The sequence below is a fragment of the Bacillus sp. Y3 genome, assembly GCF_008123875.1.
Classification (GTDB): domain Bacteria; phylum Bacillota; class Bacilli; order Bacillales; family Bacillaceae; genus Bacillus; species Bacillus altitudinis.
Genome location: NZ_VSSC01000001.1, coordinates 53181 through 69218 on the forward strand (window position 1 = coordinate 53181; position 16038 = coordinate 69218).

The window sequence follows — 16038 nt, forward strand, 5'->3', positions numbered from 1 at the left end:
AAAAATACCCAGACAATTCTGGATATTTTTTCATCGTTTTTTAATCAATTTTAAATTGACTTGTCAGCTCTTTTAATTCCTCAGCCATATTGGCAAGTGTGACAGAAGAGGACGAAATTTCTTCCATAGATGCCAATTGTTCTTCAGCAGATGCCGCAATATCTTGAATGTTCGCCGCACTTTCTCTTGAAACTTGACGCATCTCTTGCATGGCTTGTGACACAAGTTTTGATCCGCTTGATAGGTCAACCGCTGTATCATTTAATTGAGTGAGTTTTTTCGACATACCTTCTGCCGCCTCATAGATGTTTTGGAAGCTTTCTTTTGCTTCTTCTGTCATCCCAAGTCCTGCATTTACTTCTCGGTTAACAGCTTTGAACATCTCTTGAGATTTGGAAATTTCCAACACAATTTCTTGGATTAGCTTTTCAATTTCTTTCGCTGAATCTGCGGATTGGACCGCTAGTTTTCTGACTTCCTCTGCTACGACAGAGAAGCCGCGCCCTGATTCACCTGCTCTTGCTGCTTCTATGGCTGCATTGAGTGCAAGTAAATTCGTTTGATCTGCGATGCCATTAATGACATTTAAAATGCTCGTAATATCTTTAGATTTGAATTCTAATTCTTTCATGACTTGTTCTGCTTCTTGTACAGATGTATCGATATGTTTCATTTGATTCGCTGTGCTTTCAACGATACGTCCGCCTTGTCCAGCCGCTTCTGTCGATTGAATGGAGACAGCAGTCACTTCTGATGAAGTTTGTGACATACCTTGTAATCCTTCATTCATTGCGACAAGCTGATTCGTGCTAGATTCGACTTTCTCATTTTGTGCTTCATTCCCATTTGAGAATTGTTCAATCGACATGGTGATATGCTCTGTCGCCTGACTTGTTTGGCTGGCACTAGCAGTCAGCTCTTCTGAAGCTGAAGCCACATTGTCGACAGATTGCTGGACCGCTCGAATAACTTCACGCAAAGATTCACTCATCTTGCTAAAGCTTCTTGTGAGGTCTCCTATTTCATCCTTCGATTTGGTTTCGAGGGTTTCCGTTAGATCCCCTTCACTCACCTTTTCGGAGAAATCAACAAGCCTTCTAAGTCCAATTGTGATGGAGCGAACGATAAAGAAGATCGCAATACCGCCAAGGATAAAAGAAGAAATTAAAAGAATAATGGCAGAATTCCAAACTGGCTGTGCTGCTTCTTCTGTTTCTGATACAAACATCGTTCCAGCAATTTTCCAACCTGTTAAATCATTTGTCACAAAAACGAGACGTTTTTGCTCTCCTTTATTCTCATAAGTTGATGTTCCTTCTTTGCCGCTGTAAAGGATTGATGAAATATTTTCTGTAACTGCAGAGCCTGATTTTTCTTCTGGGTGAGCTACAATCTGTTTGTTTTTATTTGCAATAATTGGATATCCTTCTCGTCCAATTTTAATATCTTTGATTTTATCGACGATATCTTGAACATCAATATCAATCCCAATGGCTCCCGACCCGTCCTTCAGACGCTGAGCGATTGTGACAACCATGCCGTTTGTTGTGGCAGAGATGTATGGATTGGTGACCACAGGTTCGCCTTTTTCGTCCTGCATCGCCGCTTTATACCAATCACGAGTTGTTGGATCATAGCCTTTTGGCATGTCCACTTTAGGGAACTGAATAAAATCACGATTTTTACTTGCTGCATAAAATCCAACTACATCATCTTCATTGATTTTACTGTATATCTCAAAATGCTCATACAGTTCGTCCTGGTTTTTCTTTTTAAAGTCTGCAGCACTGGATGTTTCGGTAAACAGTTTGACTGCGTTCTCCTTATTCAAAAGCTTTTGCTCGATCATGTCATTCAGTTCATTGACTCTTGCGTTGGCTCCGTACATGATTTCATGATCTAATTCTTCTTTGGCAATCTGATATGAAATCGTACTGAGTGTAATGATAGGCAAGACGAGAACAAGTGTGAATGAAATAATCAGCCTTTTAGAAATCGATGGTTTTTTCAACCATTTTATGATACTTTTCATGTTTTTCCTCCTTTTAAACGTTATGTTTTATATCGGACAGCTTTATATTATTTTCATGTTTTTCAAATAAAAAGGATGCCTTTTTGTTTATTTTCACAAATTGATTCCTTGCCCAAGCATCCCGCATACGCTAATACAAAAGGGGGCGCTTTTCATATGATTATCCTTTCAGGACAGCCAGTGACAAATGAGCAGCTGGCATCGTTTCAGCTAGAAGGACAAAAGCGGATCATTTTGATGCAGTTACAAGCCTCAAATGATACGTTCCGTTATAGGCAGGCATCTGATTTGTTATTTGAAGTGACTTTAAGATCGAATATCATGAATGCAGCAAGAGATTTGAATAAAAGTGGTGCCTCATTTGCTATCTTTCAAAGGTCCCGTGCGAATGACGCCTATTGGCGTGTATCAGAGGCCGGAGCGTTAGAACTGCGCTATCAAGTCGAGCCATCTACAGGGATTAAAGACATCTTTGAAAATGGCTCAAAATATGCCTTTGAATGTGCCACAGCGATTGTCATTGTGTTTTATATGGGAGTCTTGCAAACGGTAGGAGACGAGAAGTTCAATCGAAGACTTAGAAGTTTAACACTGTATGACTGGCACTATGATACATTGTCCATTTATACAGAGCGTGGAAATGATTTTATCTATGGGGATTGCCTATATTTCGAGAATCCAGAGTTTAGCTATCAACAGTCTCAATGGCGCGGAGAAAATGTGATTTACTTAGGGGAAGATCAATATTATGGGCATGGGCTTGGGATCTTAACAGCTGCAGAGATTATCGATAAATTAAATGCCAGAAGACGGCCAGGGGCTGTTCAGTCCGCTTATTTACTGCCGCAGACTACTAGGATGGATGTTATTTATCTCAGGCAAATGTTTGGTAGTTAAAAAGGGCCTCTTGTCTATAGGTTATGACAAGGGGCCTTTGTATGCCTTGCGTTTGCGGTAATCATGGAGCGTGCCAAGCATTGTGTTTGCTAGGATTTCCATTTCTTCTAGATCGTTTCTTGTGACTGGAGGGTCGTGCTGATTCCATTTGACATAACGAACGAAATAGTAATGACGAATGGGGGTAAGGACGGCAGGGGAGTGCGGAAAATCATCAAATAGAAATTCAATTTGTCCTTTTTTCCGATATGAATGTTTTAAGATTTGCATCCTGTCACACCACCCATTATCAAATTATTTCTGCGTGAGTTCATGCATGATCTCTTCAACGGTTAAAATGGAATGAATACGGCCAACCCCCTGACCTGCCCAAAGAGCCATTTGTTCTGGGTTTCCTGTAGCAGCTGCCGCTTTTCGCATCGGTGTTGTCCATACATGCTGTATAGGATAGGGAAGAACCCGGTCTTCATTTCGTCTTTCTTCCTCCATCCACTGATTGACAATACCTCTGGCCTTTTTTCCAGAGAAAAGCCGTGTCATCGCTGTTTCACTGCCTTCTGCCTGTAACAGCGCCTTTTTGTACACATCTGCCGCAGCACTTTCTTGACTCGCTAAAAATCGTGTCCCTATTTGAACCGCATCTGCTCCAAGTGCTAGTGCAGCTTTCATAGTGGTCCTGTCTGTGATACCTCCAGCGGCAATCAATGGGATATGACAGACAGACCTGACATCACTGATCAGGCAGAAAAGTCCCTGCAGAGCATCTCCCTTTGAATGTAAAAAGGTGCCTCGGTGCCCTCCTGCTTCGCTTCCTTGCAGAACAATGGCATCCATTCCTTTTTCTTCTAAAAGCAGTGCTTCTTTTTTTGTTGTAGCTGTTCCGATGAGAAAGATCCCATTTTGTTTCAGGTGATGAATTGTTTGTTCGTTTGGACAGGCAAATGTAAACGACACAGCTGGGACTTCTTCTTCTTGAAGAATGTTGATTTTTTGTTCATAGTCCTTCCATAATTCTTCTTCGCTAGGGATTATCTGTGCTTCTGGTATGACAGGCAGCCGATCTGTCCAAAATGATACATCTTCTGTTTTCGTTTCTGAAATGGATTCAGGGACAAACACATTCACTTGAAATGGACGAGATGTCAGCTGTTTGACCTGTCTGATTTGCTGCCTCATCTTTTCAGGCTGTACATAACCACTTGCTAAGCTGCCGAGACCGCCATATTGTGAAACAGCGGCGACAAGTTGCGGCGTCACCGCTCCTCCTGCCATTGGTGCTTGAATGATGCCATGTTCAATTTGAAGTAACGCTGTGAATTCTCCCATCTTCTCCCCCGCCCTTACTCGTTAGATGACACCTGTACATAAAAGTGACGATGTCTCGGTCCGTCAAACTCACAAAAATAGATTCCCTGCCACGTTCCAAGCACAAGATCACCATGATGGACAAGAACGTGCTGAGATGCTCCCATATAACTAGCTTTCATATGCGCTGCTGTATTGCCTTCCATATGACGATCTTTTGAATGTTCCCACGGAAAGACTTCGTCAAGCCGGCGCAGCATATCTCGTTTGACGTCTGGGTCGGCATTTTCATTAATGGTGATTCCAGCCGTCGTATGTGGACAATAGACCATAACCGTTCCGTTTTGAATCCCAGTTTCCCGGACATATTGCTGAACTTCATGGGTAATGTCTATCATGTCATCGTGTTTGTCTGTTTGTACGTTGATTTTTTTCATTTCACTGGCTCCTTTTGATCATGTCTATAAAACCATACCCTTTTTATGTGAAACCAATCACTGCCGGTTGGCAGAAACAAATCTTCTTACCTAAAGTTTACCAAGCAAAAAAACCTCGTCAATAGCTCCGAGGTTTTTAGGAAAAGTGAACCTTTTTTACTTCTATGGTTCGAATATGATGATCTTCTGCATCGACAATTTTAAATTCACAGCCTTCTGCTTCAATGATATCTCCAATGTCAAAATCAATTTTATGCGTCATCATCCAGCCGGCAATTGTATCAACATCATCATTTTCAATCGCTAAATCCAATAAATCATTTACTTCATCGATCAAGGCTTTCCCATCCATGACATAGTGGAAGTCACCTTTTTTCACAATATGCGGGGTTTCATCTTGATCATATTCATCTCGAATCTCGCCCACAATTTCTTCTAATATGTCTTCAACTGTGACGAGACCTGCTGTTCCGCCGTATTCATCTACAAGCACCGACATATGAATCCGTTCCTTTTGCATCAAAATCAACAGTTCTTGAATCGGTGTACTTTCAATGACACGAATGACAGGGCGCATTAAGTCTTCAATGGACACCTCTTGATTGAGAAAACTTGCTTTAAATACGTCTTTGCTATTGATCACACCAATGACATGATCTTTGTCTTCTTTAATGACAGGATAACGTGTATACCTTTCGTTCAGCATATAATGAGTCACGTCTTCCAGGCTCTGTTCAATTTCAATGGCAGAGATTTCTGTACGCGGGATCATGATCTCTCTCGCCACTCGGTTATCAAATTCAAATATTTTATTGACATATTTGTATTCAGATTGGTTGATCTCGCCCTTTTCGTAGCTTTCAGACAGGATGAGACGCAATTCTTCCTCACTAATCGCCACTTCATGTTCTTTGACAGAATGAAAACCAAATAATTTCACAATGCCTCGTGCAGCCCCATTTAATGCTTTAATAAACGGGTACATGACTTTATAGAAAAAAATAAGAGGTTTTGCCGTCACAAGACTGACGGCTTCTGCCTTTTGAATGGCAATCGTTTTGGGAGCAAGTTCCCCAACGACAACATGCAAAAACGTAATGATCACAAAGGCAATGATAAACGATATGATGTCTGTCAAAGCGGAATGAAGCCCTGCCTTTTCAAAAAGCGGATGCAGGAAATGTTCCACTGTCGGCTCCCCTAACCACCCTAAGCCTAAAGCCGTGATGGTAATGCCAAGCTGACAGGCAGATAAATATTCATCAAGGTTGGTTGTCAGTTTCTGAACATGAATGGCTCTCTTATCACCGCTTTCAATCAGCTGATTGATTTTTGAGCCTCTAATTTTCACAATCGCAAATTCAGTGACAACAAAAAAAGCTGTCGCAGCAATGAGTAATAGGACTAAAAATACGTTTAAAATATACAAAAAAACCCTTACCTAACACGGGTAAGGGCTCACCTCCTCTGGCGTCAATTAATCATTACGGCCATTTAGGAAGATCATTACAAAACGGAGCAGTTCAAACAGGGAGACAAGGGCCGCTGCTACGTACGTAAGAGCTGCGGCATTTAACACCTTGTTCACGCCTCTTTCTTCACTGCTTCTAATGATTCCTTCTGAAACAATGATATTCTTTGCACGAGAACTTGCGTTAAACTCAACAGGCAATGTCACTAGCTGAAAGAACACAGCAGCTGAGAACAGAACGATCCCAAGCCCGATTAAGTTAAGGCTGCCGAGCAATAATCCACCTAGGAAAAGAAGCGGGGCAACACCAGATGCAAAGTTCACGACAGGGAAGATCTTATGTCTCAAGACAAGCGCACCATAGGATTCCTGATGCTGCAAGGCATGTCCAACCTCGTGTGATGCGACTGAAATGGCCGAAATTGAATGGCCATAATACACTGGTTCAGATAAACGAACCACACGCTGCGTCGGGTCGTAATGATCAGTCAAAGTTCCTCTTACCGGTTCAACGGGTACATCGTATAACCCGTTGCGATCTAAAATATATCGAGCGGTTTCAGCACCTGTTTTCATACTGGCAGCTTCAACCTTTGAATACTTTTCAAAATTATTCTTTACTTTAAATTGTGCCCAAAAAGACAATCCCAATGCGGCAAATGTTAAAAAATAAAAAAACAGCATGCTCATCAGCTTCCTTTTTATTTTATATATTTATTTACAATTTTAATGACTTTTATGTAACGTGTACAGCAAAAAGCACTAGGTCTTTTTAAGGGGAATCACTACACCAATGAAAAAGAAGAACATTCCGATGCATGCTGTATAAAATGTCACTGTTCCATATAGGTCTTGAAAAAAACGAAGCCACGAGAAATCATTCATAAAATGGTTCACCGCATTTAAATCAAACACGAGTAAAATCACCGCAGATGATAAAAAGTGTGCGCCAATAAAAAGAAGTACGGTCTTTTGAACAAACGACATTCGCATTCCCTCCTTCTTCTCTCTTATTTTAAGATATGGGTTCTGTTTCAATACATGACGATGATGAAAAATTGTTTCCTAATCGGGCATACTGACATTAGCAGTCTCCCTGAAAGGACGAGTTCGATGAAATCAAACCGTATCTTCATTGCCTGGCTAAGATGGCCTCTTTATGTTCGCATTGCGATCATCATCTGTTTCTTGCTTCTCTTTTTTGGACAATTAATCGTCATACTTGAACCAAAGCAGTATCATACGATCTTTGATGGGATCTGGTGGGCTCTCATTACAGTTGCGACGGTAGGCTATGGTGATTTTGTGCCGCAAACCATGCCTGGGCAAGTAGCAGGGATGGCGCTTATTTTGATCGGCGCCAGCTTTGTCACTGCATATTTTGCCACGCTTGCTGCCGCTGTATTTAGCAAACAGCACCATTATGTAGAGGGGAAGGTGGCTTTCAAGGGGAAGGGACATCTCATCATTGTCGGCTGGAATGAGAAAACGAACAAACTGCTTCAATCGTTTCAAACCATTGATCCCGCGATGCCGATTGTACTCATTGATGATTCCTTAAAGGAAGGACCTCTTTTAGAGAATGTCCATTTTATTAAAGGCCATGGTACAGAGGATGCCACACTTCGCAGAGCAAATATTATGAGTGCTGATACATTGATGATTACCGCCGACCAGCATGAAAATGAAGTGACGGCTGATATGCAGAGTGTCTTAACCTTGCTTGCGGCAAAAGGATTAAATCCTTCGTTATATTGTTTAATTGAAATTTTAACCGATCGCTATGTGAAAAATGCTGAGCGGGCTGGCGCCAATCAAGTCATCCATACTTCTGATGCCGTGAATCATTTAATGGTGGAGCATTTTCTTTTAAAAGAACAGCTCATGGCGTTAAAAATCAAAAGAAACATGACCCTCCATAAACAGATCACCATCATTCCAGTACCAGCTTCATTAGCTGGAGAGACATTCTTAACGGCACTTCATCACTTTTTAGAGCATCATGTGATCATTGTAGGCGTACAAAAAAAAGAAGGACCCATGATGAATCCTCCTTTTGGATATGAGCTTCATCCAGAGGATGAGCTGATCAGCTTTTAAAGCAGTACATCTTCTAATTCTTTGACGAGTGAAAAGCCAATTTCGGCATAAGCCTTTGACACATCTCCGTCTTTCTCTTTCGGTTCTTGGAATTGATTAAAAGATGCCCCTACATTTCCAACCATCGCATGGTCATCTAATTTATCTTGATAGACATGCTTTAAGAGAAATGGATGTCCCATTTTCACCACAACGCCTGGCTGATCCAGCTGTCCTTTCTCGGCTGTAAACGGAACTCTGAGAAAGGTATAGCCGTCACGGTTGTCAATTTTATAATCAAAATATCCATGATCATAATCCCAATTCCCATTAATGACATATCCGAGCGGCTTCATGTTTTCTTCTAAATGGTACAGTGAAAAGCTTTCACCAGTCAGCCTAGATGGTACATGAATCATACAGAACCCTCCTTTTTGTATAGGGTTCGTTAAAGAGAGGAATTCATACATTTGCCTTTCGTGATTTGCACATTGTTTGTAAAAGCAGCATCAAATAAGCTTTGACTGGATGATGCATTTGTCTCGTTCGCACTGCCCGCTCCTGATGTTTCTTTCGTAGCACTCATTGGACAAATCCGTCCAACATTCCCAAAGTTAACGATGGCCTGCCCGGAAATGTCATGGATATAAATATGATTTGTTCTCATCGCTTCATCAACCTCCTCCATTGATTATTCTATGTACAGAGCTTAGGGAGGCTTGCACTGACACCATGAGAACATAAAAAAAGGCACACCTTATGCAAAGATGTGCCTTAGCGTGTAGACAAACCCTCGCATTCGTTGTCAGTCCTGCGCACTGGTGCTCACGAATGTCAAATTCGCTCCGCTCCAGTGCTCGTCCTTCCTAGACTTCAAAGGTTTTCTATCACGCTAAAAAGAAGACAAAGGGCTAAAATACAGTTCATTTTAGCCCTTTGTCAACAATCTGAGGCACATCTTATGAAAAGATGTGCCTTTTATTCTTATGATTGTTTGAGACGGCTCTCAAGTTCTGCCTTTTTCTCTTCGAAGCCCGGTTTTCCTAATAAAGCAAACATGTTCACTTTATACGCTTCTACTCCAGGCTGGTCGAATGGATTGACGCCTAGTAAATACCCAGACATCGCACATGCTTTTTCAAAGAAGTACACGAGATATCCGAATGTATAAGCATCCATTTCAGGAATTGTCACAATCAGGTTCGGTACTTTTCCATCCGTATGAGCAAGCATTGTGCCTTCAAATGCTTTTTTATTGACGAAATCAACCGTTTTTCCTGCAAGATAGTTTAACCCATCAAGGTCTTGTTCTTCTGCTTCGATGACAAGTTCATGTCGTGGTTTGTCTACATTCACGATGGTTTCAAACAAGTCTCTTCTTCCTTCTTGTACATATTGACCAAGTGAATGAAGATCCGTTGAGAAGTTCGCAGATGAAGGATAGATTCCTTTTTCATCTTTCCCTTCACTTTCGCCGAATAACTGCTTCCACCACTCCGCAAAGTACTGTAAGCCTGGCTCATAGTTAATCAGCATTTCAATTGTCCGTCCTTTATTGTAAAGAACATTACGGACAACCGCATATTGATAAGCCGCATTTTCTGAGAGCTCAGATGATGCGAAGTCTTCACTTGCTTTCGCAGCACCTTCCATCATTTGATCAATGTCTGCACCGCTTACAGCGATTGGCAATAGACCAACTGCTGTTAAAACGGAATAGCGTCCGCCGACGTCATCAGGGATGATAAATGATTCATAGCCTTCTTCAGTTGCTAATGTTTTGAGTGCCCCGCGTGCCTTGTCAGTTGTCGCATAGATGCGTTTTTTCGCTTCTTCAGCACCATATTTTTCGATAAGGAGCTTTTTAAAGATACGGAACGCAATGGCTGGCTCTGTTGTTGTACCAGATTTTGAAATCACGTTAATGGAGAAATCGGCATCTTCTAGCAGATCCATTACATCTGTTAAATAAGAAGAACTGATGTTGTTTCCAATAAAGATGATTTGCGGTGTTTTGCGTTTGCCTTTTGGCAAAGTATTATAGAAAGAATGGTTTAAAAACTCAATGGCCGCACGTGCCCCAAGATAAGATCCACCAATTCCAACAACGAGTAATACATCAGAATCAGATTTAATCTTTTCAGCACTTTTTTGAATGCGGGCAAATTCTTCGCGATCATATTGCTTCGGTAAGTCAACCCAGCCTAAATAATCACTGCCAGCACCCGTTTGTTCATGAATATTATGATGGGCCACCTTCACAAAATCTTTTAAATATGTAAGCTCATGTTCTTGAAAGAAAGGTAACGCTTTCGAGTAGTCAAATTGAATATGTGTCATCGCTTGTAAGCCCTCCATTACGTTAGTTCTGTCCCTTTCACTTTAGCGGAACTAGCTATTGAAATCAAGTGATCGTCATTGATGCAGCAAAAAGCCGCTCCTCATGAAGAGAAGCGGCCATCCAAATTATAGAGAAGCTTTCAAAATCGCTAAAATGTCATCACGGCCAAGTTTCATAAAGTTACCAAAACCACCATATTCCATTTCTTTTGCTGCGATGTCAGCAATTTTGTCCAGTTGGTCTTCACCAATATCATAATCGGCTAAACGGCTCGGTGCACCGAGGCTTGTCCAGAAGGCTGACAGCTTGTCGATTCCTTCTAATGCGATGTCACGATCCGATTTCCCTTCTGTCTCAATGTCAAACATGTTCAACATGAGGTTTTTAAAACGTTCGACATTATGATCGAGTGTATGACGCATCCAGTTTGGGAAGAGGATCGCAAGTCCACCTGCATGCGGTATGTCATAGACTGCTGATACGGCATGCTCAATCGTATGAGATGCCCAGTCGCCAAAATAGCCCATTTGCAGCGTGCCATTTAAAGCAATCGTTCCTGCATAAAGGATGGTTTCACGGTGCTCATAGTTTTGTAAGTCTTCCAGTAGCTTTGGTGCTGTCTCGATGACTGTTTGAAGAACAGCAAAACACATCCGATCTTGTAGAGGCGTATTTTTGACATTATGGAAGTATTGTTCAAATACATGGCTCATCATATCAACCATGCCATACACCGTCTGATTCTCTGGCACAGAATATGTGTGCTCAGGATCTAAAATTGAAAAAGCAGGGTGCGTGACTGAACTGCCCCACACGTACTTTTCATTTGTTTCCCAGTTCGTGATCACAGAATCCGGGTTCATTTCTGAGCCTGTCGCTGCAAGTGTCAATACTGTGCCAAATGGCAGTGCTTTTTGAGCGGTCGTTTTCTTTGAAATAATATCCCAAACATTCCCGTCATATTCAGCTCCAGCTGCAATGGCTTTTGTACAGTCGATGACACTTCCCCCACCAACTGCTAATAAGAAATCAATGTTCTCATTTTGGCAAATGTCGATCCCTTTTTGCACTGTAGTGAGGCGAGGGTTCGGTTCAACTCCTGACAGTTCAAATACGTCAGCCTCTGCTTCATTTAAAGCGCTGATGACCTTATCATAAAGACCATTTTTCTTAATACTGCCTCCACCATATACAAGAAGCACTCGCTTTCCATAACGAGCGAGTTCGCTTTTTAGTCCGTCTAGTTGTCCTTTTCCAAACATTAATTTCGTTGGATTATAGTAAATAAAGTTCTCCATCTGTTCTACATCTCCTTAAAACATATATATCCAAAAACATGAAAGACTACTGTAACATATGTACATGCAGAACTCAAAAAAGATAACTGCTTAAAAGCAGCTATCTTTTCCATGTTCGATTATAAAGAAGCGTTTAAAATAGCTAGAACATCTTCTTTGTTCAGCTTTTTAAATTGGCCAAATTCACCACGTGCCATTGCACGGTCTGCAATCAGATCAATTTTCTCATCGTTGATGTCATAGTCAGCTAAACGGTTTGGTGCGCCTAGACTTGTCCAGAAAGCAGAAAGTTTTTCGATTCCTTCTAAGCCAACTTCTTCGTCTGTTTTGCCCGCAGGGTCTACATCGAATACACGCACTGCTAATTGCTTGAAGCGACCTGGGTTTTCTTGAATGACATGCTTCATCCAGTTCGGGAACAAAATCGCAAGTCCGCCTGCATGCGGGATGTCATACACCGCAGATACCGCATGCTCAATATTGTGAGATGCCCAGTCTCCGCGTGCACCCATTGAAAGCATTCCATTCAGTGCAATAGTGCCTGTGAATAAAATCGTTTCACGAAGCTCATAGTTTTCCAAATCATTGATCAGCTTCGGTGCTGTTTCAATGACCGTACGAAGAAGTCCTTCACACATACGATCTTGGTAAGGTGTATTCTCCGTGTGATGGAAATATTGTTCAAACACGTGAGACATCATGTCAACCATGCCATAAATCGTGTGGTTTTTTGGCACAGTAAATGTATTGACTGGGTCAAGAATAGAGAATTTAGGGAAGACAGCTGGACTGCCCCATCCGTATTTCTCATTTGTTTCCCAGTTTGTGATGACGGAGCCAGAGTTCATTTCAGAACCTGTCGCGGCAAGTGTTAATACTGTACCAAATGGGATGGCTTCCATTGGGACATGCTTACGAGTGACGATATCCCAAGCATCTCCATCGTATTTCGCACCAGCTGCGATCGCTTTGGTTGCGTCAATGACGCTACCGCCGCCGACTGCCAAAATAAAATCAATTTGGTTCTCTTTGCAAAGCTCAACCCCTTTTCTAACCGTTGTTAAGCGCGGGTTTGGCTCAACACCAGCAAGCTCAGTGATTGTAGCTCCTGATTCTTTTAAGATGCTGACAACTTGGTCATAAAGGCCATTTCGTTTAATGCTGCCTCCACCATATACAAGCAATACGTTTTTTCCGTAGTGTTTTAGTTCATCTGAAAGGGCTGATACTTCTCCCTTTCCAAAGATTAATTTCGTTGGGTTCCAATAAGTAAATCGATCCATGTGATCTCCTCCTCGCGCTACATTATGCGCCTCTTTCATTCCAAAAGTAAAGTAATTTGCTTTCATCCATTTTCTTACGCATAGTTTGGCTAAAAATCTGCAAAATATAAATGTATTGATACTGTAGCGAAAGGAGGAATCACGATGAGTGCTATTCAGCGTATTGCCCTCGTGCTCACGATTATCGGTGCTATTAACTGGGGACTAATCGGCTTTTTTCAATTTGACTTAGTAGCAGCGATCTTTGGCGGTCAAGGTGCTGCATTATCACGTATTATTTATGGTCTTGTTGGAATTGCAGGTCTTGTCAATCTTGGTCTGTTGTTCAAACCTAGTGAAGAAGCTGTCCGCCGTGACGAGCCAAATCCAGAGGTCCGCTAATGAAAAAGACATAAAAAAAGACTGCCTATGAGGCAGCCTAAGGCACCGTTTGAAGCGGTGCTTTTTTTATTTCTTGATAAGGTCTTTACGGTTAGATTGCTCAATCCACTCTTCAAGTTTATCTTTTAGTGTATTGAAACCTTGTGGTGCAGCAGCTTCTTCTTTCACTTGCTGTGGTCTTTGTTTCTTTGGTTTGCTTTCTTTTCTTTCAGGTGCTTCTTGCGTTGCACGGATAGAAAGGCTGATTTTACCAGCATTTTCATCAACAGAAAGAACTTTCACTTGTACTTCGTCACCAATTGAAAGGTGCTCGTTGATGTCTTTTACAAAACCGTGAGTTACTTCAGAAATGTGCACAAGTCCTTGAGTTTCTTCATCTAATGCAACAAACGCACCATACGCTTGTAATCCTGTTACTTTACCAGTGTAAACACTGCCTACTTCAAACTTTGTCGCCATGATAACAACTCCTAAATAAATGTTTTAATATTCGTTTATACGCAATTAAAAACTATATCACAGAACGGTCTTTTACGCAAAATATTTTTTAATTGGGTTTAGATCCGTTCAAAAGGGGGAATACCTGAAAACAAGAATGCTTTCTAGTATTCCCCCCCTAATTTGAGAGGCATGAGTCCAGTTGGATTGATGCCTTTTTTTATTTTAAGATAGCAGGTGCCTCTTCTTGCACTTGTCTATTCTGCAAAAAACGCTGGATTCTTGAAAGTGATTCCTGCAAGTGATCGAGTGATGACGCATATGAACAACGAATATGTCCTTCACCACTTGGGCCGAATACATTTCCAGGGACAACTGCTACTTTCTCGCTAAGCAGTAGCTCCTCGGCAAATTGTTCTGAAGTCATGCCTGTGCTTTTAATGGACGGGAAAGCGTAAAACGCTCCGTTTGGCTGATGGCAAGTGAGTCCAAGTTCATTGAGAGAGCCGACAAACAAATTACGGCGTCTTCTGTAGCTTTTCTTCATTTTCTCCACATCTTCAAGTCCATTTTTTAATGCTTCTTCTGCAGCATATTGTGCCATAGCTGGTGCACACATCATAGAATATTGATGTATTTTCAGCATGGCATCACGGAGGACTGGCGGTGCTGCCACATAGCCTAAGCGCCACCCCGTCATAGCGAACCCTTTGGAAAAGCCTGAAATCAAAATCGTTCTTTCCTTCATATCTTGAATCGCCGCGACACTCGTAAAAGCTTCATCGTACGTCAGCTCAGCATAAATCTCATCTGTGATGATTAAAAGATCATGCTCCTTTGCAAACTGAGCAATATCTTCAAGCTCTTCTTTCGAGTAAACAGACCCTGTTGGGTTTGATGGAGAGCATAGCAAGATGGCTTTTGTTTTCGGCGTCAGCTTCGTACGAAGATCAGCAGAATCGGCTTTAAAATCTTTTTCAGCCGATGTACTTAAATAAACCGGTACACCGCCCGCAAGTGTCGTCAGAGCCCCATATGCGACGAAACAAGGCTCTGGGATGATTACTTCGTCCCCGTTGTTTAAAATGGCGCGAAAGGCCAAATCAAGCGCCTGGCTACCGCCAACGGTAATAATGAGTTCTTCTTCAGGACTGTATTCAATGTGAAACCGCTTATATAAATAATGGCTCAATTCTTTTCGCAAAGAGAGCAGCCCAGCATTTGCTGTATAAGAGGTCAGTCCTTGCTCTAAAGACATAATACTGGCTTCTCTCACATTCCAAGCTGTCACGAAATCCGGTTCGCCGACCCCGAGGGAGATAACCCCTTCCATTGTGGCTGCCAAATCAAAGAATTTCCGAATACCTGACGGCTGAATGCTTTGTACCGTTTCAGATAAATAAGACTTTTTCATTTAAGGAGACACCACGATTCTTTTGTCATCGTCCCCTGTTTCAAAGACTTTCCCATCATGCTTATATCTTTTCAAAATAAAGTGGGTAGTGGTTGAAACAACAGAATCAAGTGTCGATAATTTTTCAGATACGAAGCGGGCGATATCAGACATGGATCTTCCTCTGATCACAACAGATAAATCATACACGCCTGACATTAAATACACGGACTCCACTTCTTGGAACCTGTAAATGCGTTCAGCAATTTCATCAAAACCGACGCCTCTTTTTGGGGTCACTTTCACATCAATCATCGCTGTAACGCCTTCGTGTCCGTCTACTTTTCGCCAGTCAATCATGGTCGAATAATCAATAATGACTTTTTGATCTTCGAGCTTTTGAATAATGGCTTCTGCTTCTTCTGATGTCACACCTGCCATTTTTGCAATTGTATTTAAATCGGCGCGGCTGTTTTCATCTAAAATCTCTAATATTTCAGTTTCTTTTTCGGTTAGTTTCATTGATTTCACACCTCTGATTGTAAAAAGCTAGTTTTAAAAAATCTTCTGAACATTATAGCACGTTTTTCCCATTATGCTAAGCAGGGAAAAGATTCTAATCGTAGCTTAAAATCCACTTTTTAGGGTACAATACAGTCACCTAACAGAGAGTGAGTATCAAA

At 41.6% G+C, this 16038-nt stretch carries 18 protein-coding genes and 1 pseudogene; 3 read left to right on the top strand and 16 right to left on the bottom strand.

Translation table 11 applies throughout. The features are described 5' to 3' along the window. Positions 1 to 40: 40 nt before the first annotated feature. Positions 41 to 991, bottom strand: a complete 951-nt coding sequence (locus FXF70_RS19425; RefSeq protein ID WP_395947854.1) for a methyl-accepting chemotaxis protein — start codon at positions 989 to 991, stop codon at positions 41 to 43. Next, positions 983 to 2032: pseudogene (locus FXF70_RS19430) on the bottom strand (cache domain-containing protein); the annotation flags it as partial. The gene FXF70_RS19425 and the pseudogene FXF70_RS19430, both read right to left, overlap by 9 nt. Positions 2033 to 2188: 156 nt before the next feature. On the opposite strand from FXF70_RS19430, the gene FXF70_RS00330 reads away from it, so the two are divergent. Then, positions 2189 to 2929: a protein-glutamine gamma-glutamyltransferase gene (locus FXF70_RS00330; protein WP_008345763.1), complete on the top strand. Its 741-nt coding sequence runs from the start codon at positions 2189 to 2191 to the stop codon at positions 2927 to 2929. Between the two features lie 21 nt (positions 2930 to 2950). On the opposite strand, the gene FXF70_RS00335 is transcribed toward FXF70_RS00330, so the two are convergent. From FXF70_RS00335 to FXF70_RS00360, 6 genes are all read right to left on the bottom strand, one after another. Continuing rightward, positions 2951 to 3199: a hypothetical protein gene (locus tag FXF70_RS00335; RefSeq protein ID WP_008345765.1), complete on the bottom strand. Its 249-nt coding sequence runs from the start codon at positions 3197 to 3199 to the stop codon at positions 2951 to 2953. Positions 3200 to 3223: 24 nt separating this feature from the next. Further along, positions 3224 to 4255 carry an NAD(P)H-dependent flavin oxidoreductase gene (locus tag FXF70_RS00340; protein WP_148779652.1) on the bottom strand — a complete coding sequence of 344 codons (1032 nt, stop codon included), beginning with the start codon at positions 4253 to 4255 and terminating at the stop codon, positions 3224 to 3226. 14 nt (positions 4256 to 4269) lie between these two features. Further along, positions 4270 to 4671 carry a secondary thiamine-phosphate synthase enzyme YjbQ gene (locus FXF70_RS00345; protein WP_025207889.1) on the bottom strand — a complete coding sequence of 134 codons (402 nt, stop codon included), beginning with the start codon at positions 4669 to 4671 and terminating at the stop codon, positions 4270 to 4272. Positions 4672 to 4807: 136 nt separating this feature from the next. After that, on the bottom strand, positions 4808 to 6100 hold the full coding sequence (locus FXF70_RS00350) for a hemolysin family protein (protein WP_024719710.1): 1293 nt from the start codon (positions 6098 to 6100) through the stop codon (positions 4808 to 4810). Between the two features lie 48 nt (positions 6101 to 6148). Continuing rightward, positions 6149 to 6823, bottom strand: a complete 675-nt coding sequence (locus FXF70_RS00355) for a zinc metallopeptidase (protein ID WP_024719711.1) — start codon at positions 6821 to 6823, stop codon at positions 6149 to 6151. Positions 6824 to 6904: 81 nt separating this feature from the next. Continuing rightward, complete coding sequence (locus FXF70_RS00360) at positions 6905 to 7129, bottom strand: YuzI family membrane protein (protein ID WP_008345775.1); 225 nt, start codon at positions 7127 to 7129, stop codon at positions 6905 to 6907. Between the two features lie 126 nt (positions 7130 to 7255). On the opposite strand from FXF70_RS00360, the gene FXF70_RS00365 reads away from it, so the two are divergent. Continuing rightward, the gene (locus FXF70_RS00365; RefSeq protein WP_041091818.1) at positions 7256 to 8242 is read left to right on the top strand and encodes a potassium channel family protein; all 987 of its coding nucleotides are present in this window, start codon (positions 7256 to 7258) and stop codon (positions 8240 to 8242) included. Here FXF70_RS00365 and FXF70_RS00370 read toward each other — a convergent pair. The 5 genes from FXF70_RS00370 to FXF70_RS00390 all read right to left on the bottom strand — a co-directional run bounded on the left by FXF70_RS00370 (position 8239) and on the right by FXF70_RS00390 (position 13143). Continuing rightward, a complete protein-coding gene (locus FXF70_RS00370) occupies positions 8239 to 8640 on the bottom strand; it encodes a YugN-like family protein (protein ID WP_024719713.1) in 402 nt (133 codons plus the stop codon). The genes FXF70_RS00365 and FXF70_RS00370 overlap by 4 nt on opposite strands. Before the next feature lie 29 nt (positions 8641 to 8669). Further along, positions 8670 to 8888, bottom strand: a complete 219-nt coding sequence (locus FXF70_RS00375; RefSeq protein WP_025207892.1) for a spore germination protein — start codon at positions 8886 to 8888, stop codon at positions 8670 to 8672. 317 nt (positions 8889 to 9205) lie between these two features. After that, complete coding sequence (locus tag FXF70_RS00380) at positions 9206 to 10561, bottom strand: glucose-6-phosphate isomerase (protein ID WP_017367943.1); 1356 nt, start codon at positions 10559 to 10561, stop codon at positions 9206 to 9208. Positions 10562 to 10687: 126 nt separating this feature from the next. Beyond that, on the bottom strand, positions 10688 to 11860 hold the full coding sequence (locus FXF70_RS00385; protein WP_008345787.1) for an iron-containing alcohol dehydrogenase: 1173 nt from the start codon (positions 11858 to 11860) through the stop codon (positions 10688 to 10690). 119 nt (positions 11861 to 11979) lie between these two features. Continuing rightward, on the bottom strand, positions 11980 to 13143 hold the full coding sequence (locus FXF70_RS00390; RefSeq protein WP_008345790.1) for an iron-containing alcohol dehydrogenase: 1164 nt from the start codon (positions 13141 to 13143) through the stop codon (positions 11980 to 11982). A 144-nt stretch (positions 13144 to 13287) separates the two neighbouring features. Between FXF70_RS00390 and FXF70_RS00395 the strand changes: the two genes are divergently transcribed. Beyond that, on the top strand, positions 13288 to 13524 hold the full coding sequence (locus FXF70_RS00395; RefSeq protein WP_008345792.1) for a DUF378 domain-containing protein: 237 nt from the start codon (positions 13288 to 13290) through the stop codon (positions 13522 to 13524). A gap of 66 nt (positions 13525 to 13590) precedes the next feature. Here the strand turns inward: FXF70_RS00395 and yugI are convergent, their stop codons facing one another. From yugI to FXF70_RS00410, 3 genes are all read right to left on the bottom strand, one after another. Beyond that, on the bottom strand, positions 13591 to 13983 hold the full coding sequence (yugI, locus tag FXF70_RS00400; protein WP_008345795.1) for a S1 domain-containing post-transcriptional regulator GSP13: 393 nt from the start codon (positions 13981 to 13983) through the stop codon (positions 13591 to 13593). A gap of 199 nt (positions 13984 to 14182) precedes the next feature. Next, entirely contained in the window at positions 14183 to 15376 is a 1194-nt protein-coding gene (locus FXF70_RS00405) for an aminotransferase (protein WP_035389238.1), read from the bottom strand. Next, on the bottom strand, positions 15377 to 15877 hold the full coding sequence (locus FXF70_RS00410) for an Lrp/AsnC family transcriptional regulator (RefSeq protein WP_007500517.1): 501 nt from the start codon (positions 15875 to 15877) through the stop codon (positions 15377 to 15379). Positions 15878 to 16038 lie beyond the last annotated feature (161 nt).